The sequence below is a fragment of the Stenotrophomonas sp. genome, assembly GCF_050737075.1.
Classification (GTDB): Bacteria; Pseudomonadota; Gammaproteobacteria; order Xanthomonadales; family Xanthomonadaceae; genus Stenotrophomonas.
This window is the reverse complement of record NZ_JBOHXV010000055.1, coordinates 19092-33420: the sequence shown is the minus strand read 5'-3', so window position 1 is coordinate 33420 and position 14329 is coordinate 19092. Positions and strand designations below refer to the sequence as shown.

The 14329-nt window shown below is 66.5% G+C and carries 12 protein-coding genes; 6 read left to right on the top strand and 6 right to left on the bottom strand.

All coding sequences use genetic code 11. From position 1 onward, the window contains the following. The 4 genes from ACREPD_RS13895 to ACREPD_RS13880 all read left to right on the top strand — a co-directional run. Positions 1-555, top strand: a 555-nt coding sequence (locus tag ACREPD_RS13895; protein WP_431599861.1) for a peptide chain release factor-like protein, incomplete at its 5' end; no start/stop codon positions are given. A gap of 95 nt (positions 556-650) precedes the next feature. Then, positions 651-2168: a lysine--tRNA ligase gene (lysS, locus tag ACREPD_RS13890; RefSeq protein WP_431599860.1), complete on the top strand. Its 1518-nt coding sequence runs from the start codon at positions 651-653 to the stop codon at positions 2166-2168. Positions 2169-2371: 203 nt separating this feature from the next. Then, positions 2372-3511, top strand: a complete 1140-nt coding sequence (locus ACREPD_RS13885) for an HD domain-containing phosphohydrolase (RefSeq protein ID WP_431599859.1) — start codon at positions 2372-2374, stop codon at positions 3509-3511. Position 3512: 1 nt separating this feature from the next. Then, positions 3513-5723, top strand: a complete 2211-nt coding sequence (locus ACREPD_RS13880; RefSeq protein ID WP_431599858.1) for a response regulator — start codon at positions 3513-3515, stop codon at positions 5721-5723. Between the two features lie 66 nt (positions 5724-5789). On the opposite strand, the gene ACREPD_RS13875 is transcribed toward ACREPD_RS13880, so the two are convergent. The 6 genes from ACREPD_RS13875 to bamE form a co-directional block, all read right to left on the bottom strand. Next, positions 5790-6659 carry a crotonase/enoyl-CoA hydratase family protein gene (locus ACREPD_RS13875; protein ID WP_431599857.1) on the bottom strand — a complete coding sequence of 290 codons (870 nt, stop codon included), beginning with the start codon at positions 6657-6659 and terminating at the stop codon, positions 5790-5792. 342 nt (positions 6660-7001) lie between these two features. Further along, the gene (locus ACREPD_RS13870; RefSeq protein WP_431599856.1) at positions 7002-8678 is read right to left on the bottom strand and encodes a long-chain fatty acid--CoA ligase; all 1677 of its coding nucleotides are present in this window, start codon (positions 8676-8678) and stop codon (positions 7002-7004) included. Between the two features lie 139 nt (positions 8679-8817). Continuing rightward, positions 8818-9477 (bottom strand): AAA family ATPase, encoded by a 660-nt coding sequence (locus ACREPD_RS13865; RefSeq protein ID WP_431599855.1) that lies wholly within the window; start codon positions 9475-9477, stop codon positions 8818-8820. Beyond that, positions 9477-9848: a type II toxin-antitoxin system Phd/YefM family antitoxin gene (locus tag ACREPD_RS13860; RefSeq protein WP_421570524.1), complete on the bottom strand. Its 372-nt coding sequence runs from the start codon at positions 9846-9848 to the stop codon at positions 9477-9479. Before ACREPD_RS13860 ends, ACREPD_RS13865 begins: the two co-directional genes overlap by 1 nt. Positions 9849-10037: 189 nt before the next feature. Next, on the bottom strand, positions 10038-12794 hold the full coding sequence (gene acnA / locus ACREPD_RS13855; RefSeq protein WP_431599854.1) for an aconitate hydratase AcnA: 2757 nt from the start codon (positions 12792-12794) through the stop codon (positions 10038-10040). A 244-nt stretch (positions 12795-13038) separates the two neighbouring features. Then, entirely contained in the window at positions 13039-13416 is a 378-nt protein-coding gene (bamE, locus tag ACREPD_RS13850) for an outer membrane protein assembly factor BamE domain-containing protein (RefSeq protein WP_431599853.1), read from the bottom strand. 239 nt (positions 13417-13655) lie between these two features. Between bamE and ACREPD_RS13845 the strand changes: the two genes are divergently transcribed. Both ACREPD_RS13845 and ACREPD_RS13840 read left to right on the top strand, forming a co-directional pair. After that, complete coding sequence (locus ACREPD_RS13845; RefSeq protein WP_431599852.1) at positions 13656-13880, top strand: AbrB/MazE/SpoVT family DNA-binding domain-containing protein; 225 nt, start codon at positions 13656-13658, stop codon at positions 13878-13880. Between the two features lie 7 nt (positions 13881-13887). Continuing rightward, complete coding sequence (locus ACREPD_RS13840; protein WP_431599851.1) at positions 13888-14286, top strand: type II toxin-antitoxin system VapC family toxin; 399 nt, start codon at positions 13888-13890, stop codon at positions 14284-14286. Positions 14287-14329 lie beyond the last annotated feature (43 nt).

Sequence of the window (14329 nt, the reverse complement as noted above, 5' to 3'; positions counted from 1 at the left end):
TGGCTGAAGACCGAAACCGGCGTGCACCGCCTGGTGCGCAAGTCGCCGTTCGATTCGGACAACCGCCGCCACACCAGCTTCACCTCGGTGTTCGTCTCGCCGGAAGTCGACAACAACATCGAAATCGACATCAACCCGGCCGACCTGCGCACCGACGTGTACCGTTCGTCCGGCGCCGGTGGCCAGCACGTCAACAAGACCGAATCGGCGGTGCGCATCACGCACATTCCGACCAATACGGTCGTGGCCTGCCAGACCGGCCGCAGCCAGCACCAGAACCGCGACAACGCGATGAAGATGCTGGCCGCCAAGCTGTACGAGCTGGAAATCCAGAAGCGCAACGCCGAGCGTGACGCGGTGGAAGCCACCAAGTCCGACATCGGCTGGGGCAGCCAGATCCGCAACTACGTGCTGGACCAGAGCCGTATCAAGGACCTGCGCACCGGCATCGAGCGTTCGGACACGCAGAAGGTACTGGACGGCGATCTCGACGAATTCGTCGAGGCCAGCCTGAAGTCCGGCCTGGAAGTCGGCTCCAAACGCCTCGACGCCTGACGGTCGGGCCGCCGCGTGCGGCCCGATCCGCTCCACCCCGGTACGCCCCGGGTTCCGCAATCCCTGTCCATATCCCCCAGACATAGACCCACGCCATGAACGATCAGACCGCCGCGCCGCAGACCCCCGTCGACGAGAACAGCCTCATCGCCGAGCGCCGCGCGAAACTGACCGCGCTGCGCGGGCAGGGCATCGCCTACCCGAACGACTTCCGTCGTGAGGACTTCGCCGGCACGCTGCAGGGCGAATTCGCCGATGCCGAACAGTGGACCGCCGAGGCGCTGGAAGCCACCGACCGCACCGTGAAGATGGCCGGCCGGTTGATGGCCAAGCGCGTGATGGGCAAGGCCAGCTTCGCCCAGATCCAGGACGAGTCCGGCCGCATCCAGCTGTTCCTGCAGGGCAACGCGCTGGGCGATGTCTACACCGCCTTCAAGGGTTGGGACGTGGGCGACATCATCGCCGTCGAGGGCGGGCTGACCCGCACCAAGACCGGCGAGCTGTCGGTCAAGGCCACCAGCATCCGCCTGCTCACCAAGTCGCTGCGCCCGCTGCCGGACAAGTGGCACGGCCTGGCCGACGTGGAGCAGCGCTACCGCCAGCGCTACGTGGACCTGATCGTGACCCCGGAGTCGCGCGAGGTGTTCATCAAGCGCTCGCGGATCATCCGCGCCATGCGCGCCTGGCTGGACAACCGCGACTTCCTGGAAGTCGAGACGCCGATGATGCATTACATCCCCGGCGGCGCCACGGCCAAGCCGTTCACCACCCACCACAACGCGCTGGACCTGGACCTGTACCTGCGCGTGGCCCCGGAGCTGTACCTCAAGCGCCTGGTCGTGGGTGGCCTGGAGCGCGTGTACGAGATCAACCGCAACTTCCGCAACGAAGGCGTCAGCACCCGGCACAACCCGGAATTCACCATGATGGAGCTGTACGAGGCCTACGCCACGTACAACGAAGTGATGGACCTGACCGAAGGCGTGATCCGTGACGTGGCCAGCAAGGTGCTGGGCACCACCACGGTGGAGTGGGACGGCGCCACCATCGACCTGGCCCCGGCGTTCCGCCGCTGGCGCATGGACGAGGCGGTGCGCCACCACAACCCGGAAATCAGCGCAGCCGACTGCACCGACCGCGATGCGCTGGCCGCCCATTGCGAGCGCCTGAAGATCCGCATCAAGCCGTCCTACGGCTGGGGCAAGCTGCTGCTGGAGATCTTCGAGGCCACCGTCGAGCACACCCTGGTGCAGCCGACCTTCATCACCGACCACCCGGTCGAGGTCTCCCCGCTGGCCCGCGCCAATGACGACCAGCCGGGCTATACCGACCGCTTCGAGCTGTTCATCAACGGCAAGGAGCTGGCCAACGGCTTCTCCGAGCTGAACGACCCGGAAGACCAGGCGGCGCGCTTCCAGGCCCAGGTGACGGCCAAGGAAGGCGGCGACGACGAGGCCATGCACTACGACGCCGACTACATCCGTGCGCTGGAGTATGGAATGGCGCCGACCGGCGGCCTGGGCATCGGCATCGATCGCCTGGTCATGTTGCTCACCGGCAGCAGCTCCATCCGCGATGTGCTGCTGTTCCCGTACATGCGCCCGGAAAACTGAGACCTGCGTCAGGTAGGGCGGGGCCCGGCATGACCGGCGGGGTTCCTCTTGCGTGGCCGTGGGGGTATGGTTTCAACGTGGCCTATAGAGGCGCCTAGGCGCGATAGGCCACGCGTTTCATGATGGGTCGGGGTGGGCATGACATGCACATCACATTGTGACCACGATCATGAACGGGGAGATCATGACCGGAGGTGGGTCCCATGCAAGGTGCCGGTATTCAGAGCGGCGGAGTATCCTTTCCGCAGCATGTTCCAGTGTGGTCCAGGAAGACGACGGAAGCTGACTTGAATATTGTCATCGTTGACGATCAGACGTCCGCGCGCACGATGCTGCGGCATGTCATCGAGGACATCGCGCCGGAACTGAGCGTGCATGATTTCGGCGACCCGCTCACCGCGCTTGCGTGGTGCGAGGCGCATGGGGTGGACCTGCTGCTGCTCGACTACCGCATGCCGGAGATGGACGGGCTGGAGTTCGCCCGCCGCTTCCGCCGGCTGCCCAAGCACCGCGACATTCCGGTGATCCTGATCACGGTGGTCGGCGACGAGCCGATCCGCCAGGCCGCGCTCGAAGCCGGCGTGATCGATTTCCTGGTCAAGCCGATCCGTCCCCGCGAACTGCGTGCACGCTGCTACAACCTGTTGCAGCTGCGCCAGCAGTCCGAGAACGTCAAGCAGCGCGCCCTGTCGCTGGAGCAGCGGCTGCTGGCCAGCATGCACGAGGTCGAGGAGCGCGAGCGCGAGACGCTTTCGCGGCTGGCCCGTGCGATCGAATTCCGCGACGCCGGCACCAGTGCGTATCTCGAACGCATGGCGCATGTGGCGGGCCTGATCGCCGAGCAGCTTGGGCTGCCGGAGGAAGAGGTCAAGCTGATCGAAATGGCGGCCCCGCTGCATGACATGGGCAAGATCGCCATTCCCGACGCGGTCCTGCTCAAGCAGGGCAAGCTCAACGAGGAGGAGCTGGCCATCATGCGCCGGCATCCACGCATCGGTTACGAGCTGCTGAGCGGCAGCCAGAACCGTTTCATCCAGGTGGGCGCGCTGATCGCGTTGCGCCACCACGAACGTTTTGACGGCAGCGGGTATCCCGATGGGCTGGTTGGCGAGGCGATCCCGCTGGAAGCGCGGATCGTGGCGGTCGCCGACGTCTTCGATGCCCTGATCTCGCCGCGACCATACAAGGAAGCATGGACGATGGAAGCCACCCTGGCCTACCTCTACGCCCAGCGCGGGCGTCTGTTCGACCCGCGCTGCGTGGACGCGCTGTTGCGTGGCCGCGAGCAGCTCGACGATATCTGCGCGCAGCATTCCACTGCGTCGTCCCGACCGGGGATGTGACGTGCACAGTCCGTTCCAGGCGTTGAAGGAGCGGCTCGGCACGCTCCCCGGTGTTGCGCTGCTGAAACACCAGCTGGGCAATCGTTCCGACAGTGAGCACGGGCAGGCGATCGTACGCATCGTCCTGATCGTGCTGATCCTCGGCTATGTGCTGATGCCGGGGGTGCGCAACGACCTGCCGCACCACCAGTACCAGGTGGTGCTCGGTATCGTGCTCACCGGCCTGGTGCTGTCGGTGCTGCTGTTCGCGTGGCTGCTGGCGCGCCCGCAGTGGTCCGACCCCAGGCGCGTGGCCGGCATGCTGGCCGATTACGGGTTGATCGCCGCCGGCATGGTGCAGATGGGCGAGCCGCTGTCGTGGGTCTACATCGTGGTGATGTGGGTCACCGTCGGCAACGGCATGCGCTACGGCAACAAGTACCTGTATACCGCCGTCGGCATGGCGCTGGTCAGCTTCGGGGTCACGGTGCTGGCCACCGGCTACTGGCAGGCCAACGCGCGGTTGGGCTTCGGCTTGTGGCTGGGCCTGGCGGCGGTGCCGCTGTACTTCGCCAGCCTGCTGCGCCAGCTGACCCATGCGATGGACGAGGCGCGTCGGGCGAGCGAGGCCAAGAGCCGCTTCCTGGCCAACATGAGCCATGAATTCCGCACGCCGCTCAACGGGCTGTCGGGCATGACCGAAGTGCTGGCCACCACCACGCTGGACGACGAGCAGCGCGAGTGCGTCAACACCATCCAGGCGTCGTCGCGCAGCCTGCTCACCCTGGTGGAGGAAGTGCTGGACATCTCGGCCATCGAGGCCGGCAAACTGCGTGTGGTGGCCGAGGACTTCTCGCTGGATGACGTGGTCCAGTCGATCGGGCTGATCCTGCTGCCGCAGGCACGGCTGAAGCGGCTGGACTATCAGGTCAAGGTCGCGGCGGGCGTGCCCAAGCTGCTGCGCGGCGACCTGGGCCACCTGCGCCAGATCCTGCTGAACCTGGCCGGCAATGCGGTGAAGTTCACCGAATACGGCAAGGTGGAAATCCGCGTGTCGCAGCTTCGCGAAGAGGGCAACGACCTGGTGCGGCTGCGCTTCGAGATCTTCGACACGGGAATGGGGGTCAATCCGGAAATGCGCGCGCGCCTATTCCAGGCGTTCGAGCAGGCCGATGTGAGCCTGGGCCGGCGGCACGAGGGCAGCGGGTTGGGCACCTCGATCTCGCGCGGCCTGGTCGAGGCCATGGGGGGACAGATCGGCTATGTCGAGAACCCGCCGCAGGGCAGCTGCTTCTGGTTCGAGCTGCCGTTCGCGCTGCCGCCGGTGCTTGCGGGTGAATTCACCCCGGCGGTGTTCGGCGACGGCCAGCAGGGCGTGCCGGACAACGTGATCGCCTTCGCCGACCCGTTCCTGCGCCACCGCGCGCGGGTGCGCAGCATGAAGGTGCTGGTCGCCGACGACCACCAGGCCAACCGGCTGGTGCTGCAGCGGCTGCTGCAGAAGGCAGGGCACAAGGTGGTCTGCGTCAACGGCGGTGAGGCCGTGCTCGATGCGATGGCCGAGAGCGACTACGACGTCGCCATCGTCGACCTGCACATGCCGGGCATGAGCGGCCTGGACATGCTCAAGGAACTGCGCGTGCTGCAGGCCGGCGGCGGCCCGCGCACGCCGGTGCTGGTGCTGAGCGCCGATGTCACCCCCGAATCGATCCAGCAATGCACCCAGGCCGGCGCGCACACGTTCTTCGCCAAGCCGGTGGTGCCGGTGCGCCTGCTCGACACGTTGGCCGACATTGCCGTCAACAACGGCCTGCGTGGGCGTGCGCCGGTGGTGCAGCCGGCGCCGGTGGCCGCGGGCGTACTCGATACCGGCGTACTCGACGAGCTGGCCTCGCTGGGCATGGGCGACAGCTTCGAGCAGGAGTTCATCCGCCAGTGCCTGGCCGATGCCAAGCAGTGCGTCGCGGTGGCGACCGAGGCGGGCGAGCGCGGCGACTGGGTGCTCCTGCGCGAGCAGGCCCACGCCATCAAGGGCGTGGCCAGCAACCTGGGCCTGGTGCGCGTGGCCTATCGCGCCGGCGAGGTCATGCACATGGCCGACTGGCAGCTCAAGAGCGAATGGGGCGAGCGTATCAAGCTGATCCGCACCGCCATCAAGGAAGGACGCCAGGCGCTGGAAGAGCGCCCGCGCCCGGGTGCGTCGGCCGACGACGGCGGCATCGACCTCCGCTGAGCCTGCGGTCAGAAAAAAGCCCGGTGCTGACCGGGCTTTTATCGGATGCCGGGACCGCTGGCGCGGTCACGCCGCATCGGACTGCGCGCGTCGTGTCTGCGCCTTGATGAGACGGTCCATCGTGCGCAGCGACTTGTCTTCCAGCGCCAGGGCCGAGTCGACCCAGATCTTGGTGATCTCCAGCAGCTCGTCATAGCCCACGGCCTGTGCCAGGTTCTTCGCGGCATTCATCGCCAGGTACGAGCGGGGCGTGCGCTGCTGCTGTCGGATGATGTCTTCGACCGCCTTGACGCCCTGGCCCTTCGGCACCAGCACGTCGACCACGCCCATGGCGAACATCTCCTCGGACGAGTACACGCGGCCTTCGAGGATGATTTTCTCGGCGAGCTGCGGGGCCACGCGCTTGCACAGGAACGAATAGGCGCCCATGCCCGGGAACAGCCCGAACAGCACCTCCGGCAGGCCCATGCCGCAGCCTTCCTCGGCGACGATGGTGTGGCAGGCCAGGGCCATTTCCAGGCCACCGCCCAGCGCATCGCCCTGGATCAGCGCGATCGAACGCACGTCGCCGCCGAAGCCGGTGTGCAGGTGGTGCACGCCTTCAACGCACCGTTGTGCATAGGACAGCAGACGGTCGCGGTTGCCTTCGCGGATCAGCCGGGCGAACAGCTCCAGGTCGCCGCCCAGGTTGTAGGCGGTGGCGTCGGAGGCGAGGACGAAATGGCGCAGCTTGCCGCTGTTGCGCTCGGCCGGTGACAGGGTGATCTGGTTCATCACACTCCACATTTCGTCGAGCATGTCTTTGCGGCAGCAGGGACGAATGCCGGTCGCGGCATCGGCATGCATGAACAACCAGTGGGCGGCGTTGTCGCCGGTGGTTTCGGTGCGGATGGTCGCGTAGCCGCGGGCATACGGGAGCTTCTCGATGGATTGCATGGTGATCACCTCGGCGGGTTGGCCTGCTGGGAGGACGGTGGGCGGCAGGCCTGACGGGTCCACACGCCGCGATGCTACACCGCCAGCCCGGGCCGCAATGCAAACGTCGTCCCCTTTGCCGGTGGGGGTCCCCAAAGCGTGCGCTGGACGCAGGATCCTTGCGCCGCAGGCGTATTGCCCGGTCCGTGGTGCGCGGCGGCGCTGCAGGCGGGTGAGGGTGGCGTCGTTTAGGAATTCGATGATTCCGTGAGTGTCCGCATGGCACCAGCGCGGGATGATGCAACGCAGAACGCCCGCAAGGGGATGCCTTGCGGGCGTTCGGGTAGTGCGTACGGCGGGCGCTTACTCGGCCGGCGTATCGCGCAGCTCGCGGCGCAGGATCTTGCCGACGTTGGTCTTCGGCAGTTCCTTGCGGAACTCGACGATGCGCGGGTGCTTGTAGCCGGTCAGGTTGGCGCGGGCGTGTTCCTTGACCATTTCGGCGGTCAGGTTGGGGTCCTTCTTGACGATGACCACCTTGACGATTTCACCGGACTTTTCATCCGGCACGCCTACCGCAGCCACTTCCAGCACGCCGGGCATCATCGCGATCACGTCTTCGACTTCGTTCGGGTACACGTTGAAGCCGGACACCAGGATCATGTCCTTCTTGCGGTCCACGATGAAGAAGAAGCCGTGCTCGTCCATGCGCGCCATGTCGCCGGTGTGCAGCCAGCCGTCGGCGTCGATCGCCTTGGCGGTTTCTTCCGGGCGCTGCCAGTAGCCCTTCATCACCTGCGGGCCACGGATGCACAGTTCGCCGACGTCGCCCGGGGCCAGTGTGACGCCGTTGTCGTCCTTCACGCAGGCGTCGGTGGACGGGATCGGCAGGCCGATCGCACCGTTGTACTCGGCCAGGTTGAGCGGGTTGATGCAGGCCGCCGGCGAGGTCTCGGTCAGGCCGTAGGCCTCGACCAGGGTCACGCCGGTCGCCTTCTTCCAGCGCTCGGCCACCGAGCGCTGCACCGCCATGCCGCCGCCCAGGGTCACCTTCAGCGACGAGAAGTCGATCTCGTCGAAACCGGGGGTGTTGAGCAGGCCGTTGAACAGCGTGTTGACGCCGGTGATGGCGGTGAAGCGGGTCGCCTTGAGCTCCTTGACGAAGCCCTTCATGTCGCGCGGATTGGTGATCAGGTGGTTGCAGCCACCGAACTTCATGAAGACCAGGCCGTTCGCCGTGAGCGCGAAGATGTGGTACAGCGGCAGGGCGGTGATGATCCACTCCTTGCCCATCTCGATGCCCGACGCGGAGATCCACGCCGAGGCCTGCTGCATGTTGGCGACCAGGTTGCGGTTGGTCAGCATGGCGCCCTTGGCCACGCCGGTGGTGCCGCCGGTGTACTGCAGGAAGGCCACGTCGTCGTGGTCCAGCTCCACCTTGGGCAGGGTGTGGCCGCTGCCCAGCTTCAACGCCTGCTTGAAGCGGATCGCGCCGCGCAGGCTGTAGTTGGGCACCATCTTCTTGATGTACTTCAGCACGAAGTTCACCACCACGCCCTTCAGGCCGAGCATGTCGCCCAGGCCGGTGGTGATGACCTGCTTGATCTGCGTGTCCGCGATGACCTGCTGCACGGTGTCGCCGAAGTTGTCCACCACCACCAGCACGGCCGCGCCGGAGTCCACCAGCTGGTGCTTGAGCTCGCGGGCGGTGTACAGCGGGTTGACGTTGACCACGGTCAGGCCGGCACGCAGCACGCCGAAGGTGGCCACCGGGTACTGCAGGCAGTTGGGCATCATCAGGGCGACGCGGTCGCCCTTCTTGAGCTTCAGCTCGCCCAGCAGGTAGGCGGCGAACTGCTCGACCAGGGCGTCGGTTTCACCGTAGGTGAGCACCTTGCCGAAGCTGGAGTAGGCGGGACGGTCGCGGAACTTGGCCACCGACGTGTCGAACACGGCCGACACCGAATGGAACTCGTTGACGTCGATTTCGGCGGGTACGCCGTTGGGATAGCTCTGCAGCCAGGGACGTTCCAGACTCATATTCCCCCTCCAGGAAACGTTGATGGTGTCGTGCGATGACGGAGAGTATCCGTCGTTTCAGTCACCGGCAGCATACCGGTCCGAATGGAAAACGCGAAGGACTCGTGAAAGTCGCGTGCAGCCAGCGTGCATGTGGGGGTCACGAGGCCCCCCTGGCGGTGGCCTCGTCGCACTGCAGCGCGGCCTCCATCAGCGGCACGGCCCACGACGGGGTGCGGCGTAGCTGGTCGGCGTCGTCCGGCTCGGGCCAGGTCAGCCGGCCGGCCTCCATCTGCAGGACCCGCTGCGGGTCGTGCACGGCATCGCCGGGGGCGGTGTCGGTGCTGTTGTCATAGACCTGGAGCTGCGCCAGCTGCGGCATGAGCGCGGCGAGGTTGTGCAGGGCCAGCGGGAAGCGGCGGCGGATGTCGGCCTCGCTGATCGGGTGGCCGCCGGCCTGCACCCGGGCCTGGACCCGCGCCAGGTGTTGTTCGGGCGAAGCCAGGCCGCAGTACCAGACCAGTACGTCATGGCTGGCGCTGGCCTCGGCCAGCGTGGCGGCGATGGAGCGCCCACCCAGCGTGGTCTCGAAGGCATGGTTGCGGCGCTCGCGGATCGCCTCCTGCAGGCGCCGGAAGCCCTCGGCCCAGGCCTGCGCGTTGGCCTCGGCCTGGGTCATATGCAGTTCGGTGCGCAGCTGGCGTGCCCAAGCGTCCGGATTGAACCAGTCCAGTCCGGCCTCGCGGAGCAGGTGCCCACCGATGGAGCTCTTGCCGGCGCCATTGACCCCGGCCAGCACGAACAGAAACGGGCGCGGCATCAGTAGCCGGTGCCGGCCTGGACCTTGCCCTTGAGCCGGGCAGGCTTGCGCAGCAGGGCGCGCGCCTTGCGGCCGGCGCCGGCCTCGTCGAGGCTGGACAGGCGGGCATCGAAGCTGTCGCGCAGCTGCTGCAGGGCAGGGGCCTGCTCGCGCAGCGAGGCCAGGTTGCGCTGCAGGTCCACCACCTGGGCCTGCAGGGCCTGGTACTGCTCGGCGGAAATGATCACCGCCTGCGGTTCGTTGTGGTTGGTGACCAGCACCATCTGGCGCTCGCGCACGTCCTGCATGACCTTGCGCCAGTGCTCCTTCACCGCCGACGCCGTGGTGCGGGTCAACTCGGTGATCGGGTCGAACTTCAGGGCGTGCAGCATGGCGGGAATCCCGGCAGTGGCGATGGGGCCAGCATACCGCGGATGGGATGAAAGGGTGGTTTTGGGAAAAATATGAAAAATAGGCGGTTCAGGATGGGTGGCGCCGGCCGGAGGCCGGCCCAAGGGTCCTTGGGCCGGCCAACGGCCGGGGCTACCGGGTGATGATTCACGACCCTAGGTCGTGACCCATCACTGCTTTGCGGCCAACTGCCGCAGCACGTACTGCAACAGGCCGCCGTGCTTGAAGTACTCGACTTCCTTCGGGGTCAGCAGCATCACGTGGGCCTGGAAGGTCTTCTTGCTGCCGTCGGCCTTGGTCGCCGTAAGCGTGGCGGTCTTGCTGACGCCGTTGTCCAGGCCACCCACATCGATCCGCTCCGAGCCGTCCAGGCCCAGGCTCTGGGCGTTCTCGCCGGCCTTGAACTGCAGCGGCAGCACGCCCATGCCGACCAGGTTGGAGCGGTGGATGCGCTCGAAGCTCTCGGCGATGACTGCCTTCACGCCCAGCAGGTTGGTGCCCTTGGCTGCCCAGTCGCGCGACGAGCCGGTGCCGTATTCCTTGCCGGCGAATACCACCAGCGGCACGCCGTCGGCCTTGTACTTCATGGCCGCGTCGTAGATCGCCAGCTTCTGCGGCTCGCCGCCGTTGGCGGGGAAGTACAGGGTATTGCCGCCTTCCTCGCCCCCGAACATCAGGTTCTTGATGCGGATGTTGGCGAACGTGCCGCGCACCATCACATCGTCGTTGCCGCGGCGGCTGCCGTAGCTGTTGAAGTCGGCCGGCTGCACGCCGCGCTCCTGCAGGAAGCGCCCGGCAGGGGAGTCCTTCTTGATGTTGCCGGCCGGGGAGATGTGGTCGGTGGTGATCGAATCACCGAACAGCCCCATCACCCGGGCGCCGTGCACGTCGTCGATCTGGCCGACCTGCATGGTCATGCCCTCGAAGTACGGCGGGTTCTTGATGTAGGTGGAATTGCCGTCCCATTCGTACAGGTCGCCGTCGGGCGACTGGATGGTGTTCCAGCGGGTATCGCCCTTGAACACGTCGGCGTAGTTCTGCTTGAACATCTCCGGGCCGATGGTGGCGGCGATCACATCGCCGATCTCCTTGTTGCTCGGCCAGATATCGCGCAGGTACACCGGCTGGCCATCGTTGCCGGTGCCGAGCGGTTCGGTGGTGAGATCGATGTCGGTGGTGCCGGCGATCGCATAGGCCACCACCAGTGGCGGACTGGCCAGGTAGTTCATCTTCACTTCGGGGTGCACGCGGCCCTCGAAGTTGCGGTTGCCCGACAACACCGAGGTAACCACCAGGTCGCCGCTGGCGATGCCGGCGCTGACTTCGGTGGGCAGCGGGCCGGAATTGCCGATGCAGGTGGTGCAGCCATAGCCGACCACGTAGAAGCCCACCTTCTCCAGCTCGGTGAGCACACCGGCCTTTTCAAGGTAATCGGTGACCACGCGCGAGCCCGGGCCGAGCGAGGTCTTCACCCACGGCTTGCGGTCCAGGCCGCGGGCGGCGGCATTGCGTGCCAGCAGGCCGGCACCGATCATCACCGCCGGGTTGGAGGTGTTGGTGCAGGAGGTGATGGCGGCGATCACCACCGCGCCATCCTTGAGGCGGAAGCGGTTGCCGTCCAGCTCGACGTCGGCATAGCCCTTGGCCAGCTGCTCGTTGCCCACGGCCGCACCGCCGCCTTCGTTGACGAAGGTGGACACGTCGGCGCTGCGCTTGTCACGGTTGGTGGTGAGCCCGCCGAGGTTGTCGCGGTAGTTCTGCTTCACGTCCTGCAGCAGCACGCGGTCCTGCGGGCGCTTGGGCCCGGCCAGCGACGGCTTGACCTCGCCCATGTCCAGTTCCAGCGTGGCGCTGTAGCTGGCATGCACGGTCTGCGCGTCATGCCACAGGCCCTGCGCCTTGGCATAGGCCTCCACCAGGGCGATCTGCGCCTCGCTGCGGCCGGACAGGCGCAGGTAGTTCAGCGACTCCTGGTCGATCGGGAAGATGCCGCAGGTGGCGCCGTACTCGGGCGCCATGTTGCCGATGGTGGCGCGGTCGGCCAGCGGCAGGTGCTGCAGGCCCTCGCCGAAGAACTCGACGAACTTCCCCACCACCCCGTGCGTGCGCAGCATCTGGGTGACGGTCAGCACCAGGTCGGTGGCGGTGGCGCCCTCGGGCAGGCGACCGGTGAGCTTGAAGCCCACCACCTGCGGAATCAGCATGGAGGAGGGCTGGCCCAGCATGGCTGCCTCGGCCTCGATGCCGCCCACGCCCCAGCCGAGCACGCCAATGCCATTGATCATGGTGGTGTGGCTGTCGGTGCCGAACACGGTGTCGGGGTAGGCAACAGCCTTCCCGTCCTTGTTGGCGGTCATCACCACGCGGGCAAGGTTCTCAAGATTGACCTGGTGGACGATGCCGGTGTTGGGCGGCACCACCTTGAAGTTGTCGAAGGCCTTCTGGCCCCAGCGCAGGAAGCCGTAGCGTTCCTGGTTGCGCTGGAATTCGATCTTGCCGTTGAGGTCCAGAGCATCCGGCGTACCGAACACATCGACCTGTACCGAGTGGTCGATCACCAGCTCGGACGGAATCTGCGGGTTGATCTGTTCCGGGCGGCCGCCGAGCTTGACCACGGCGTCGCGCATGGCGGCCAGGTCGACCACGCAGGGTACGCCGGTGAAGTCCTGCAGGACCACGCGGGCCGGCATGAAGGCGATCTCGATGTCCGGTTCGGCGCGCGGGTTCCAGCGCGCCACGGCCTCGATGTGGTCCTTGCCGACGGTGATGCCGCCATCCTCGTGCCGGAGCAGGTTCTCCAGCAGGATCTTCATCGAATAGGGCAGGTGGGAGATGTCGAACTGCTGTCCGAGCTTGGGCAGGCTGAAGTAGTCGTAGGTCGTGCCGCCGACGTCCAGCTGGCTGCGGGTGGAGAACGAATCGCTCATGCGGGGTGACTCCTCTTGCGGATGGCTTGCGATGGCCCGCCCGAGGCAGGTCAGCTTGCGTTTGCCCGTGACCTTGCGGTCCCGGTTCCCGGCCAGTATCGGCGATCTGCCGTCGCCTGGCAGGGCAGGGTGATGGGACGCAAGGTTACACAGCCGCATGTAGCGTGGATGTCAGCACGGCAGGCCCAGACGCAGACGGGGCGCCCGAAGGCGCCCCGTCCGTAAGTGCGGTTGTACGGCCTGATTACTTGCCGTTGGCGGCGTCGATCAGCGGGTTGCCGGTCTTGCCGACGGCATTGGTCTTGGACTTGGCGGTCAGTACGCCGTTTTTGCCGAACTCGAACACCGTGGCTTCCTGCACGTTCTTGCCGAAGTGCTTGATGTTGACGTAGTCGTAGTACCAGATCTGGGTGTCGCCGATCTGCTCGCGGCGGCTGGGGGCGCCGTACGCGTCGCGCACGTGGTCCTGGGTGGTCTTGCCCACTTCGGCCGCGTCCATCTGCTGCTGGGTGATCTGGGTGCCGGTCTTGTAGCCGCCGAAGGGGTTGGCATGGGCGGTCTGGCTGGACAGGGCCAGCGGAGCGGCGAGCAGCAGGGCGAGGGTAAGAACGGTGGTGCGCATCGTGGGATGTCCTTCTCTGGGCGATGGGGTGTTGCTTGGCCATTCTAGCGTTTGGCCGCGTTCATTCAGTCAGTTGCGTCACAGATCGGCGCACATACCGGCTTTTCGACGCTGTTTGGCTCACCAGACCGGCCTGCTACGGCCTCCGGTCGTGCGGAGTGCACCAGGCGGCGGGTATGCACGTGGCGGTATGGATGGCTGAGTATGTATAATTCGTACATACCAAAGAGGGCCAGCCCATGGAAGCCACCGTCGCCGAGCGCGGTCAGATCACCCTGCCCAAGGCAGTGCGCGATGCGTTGGGCCTCACCAAGGGCACCCAGCTCAAGGTGGAGCTGGACGGCAGCCGCATCATCCTGCGCAAGAGCGTGGACGACGCCATTTCCCGTGCCCGCGGCAAGTTCGCGCTGGACGGCTTCGAGTCGGCCGAGACGGCCGTCCGCGCCGTGCGCGACGAGGAATAAGCCGCGCATGATCGCCGTCGATTCCCCGGTCCTGATCGAACTGCTCAGCAACGGCCCCCAGGCCGATGCGGTGGAAGCCTGCCTGCGCCAGAGCCTGGTTGGCGGGCGGGTGGTGATCTGCGGGGTGGTGCTGGCCGAGATCTGCGCCGCGCTGCGCGGCGGGGCCGAGGTGCAGGAAGCGCTGGAAGAGATGGGCATCCATTTCAGCCCGCTGGAAGCCAAGTCGGCCCTGCGCGCCGGCGAGATGCACCGCCGCCACCGCCAGCGCGGCAACGAGCGCCGGGGCATGGACGATTTCATGGTCGGCGCGCACGCGCTGCTGCAGTGCGACGGCCTGATCACCTGGAACGACAAATTTTACCGCGACTACTTCAAGGGCCTGAAGCTGATCGTGCCGCACGCCTGAGCCCGTTACTCCACCGCCGTATTCAACCGAAGTCTTTTCAAAG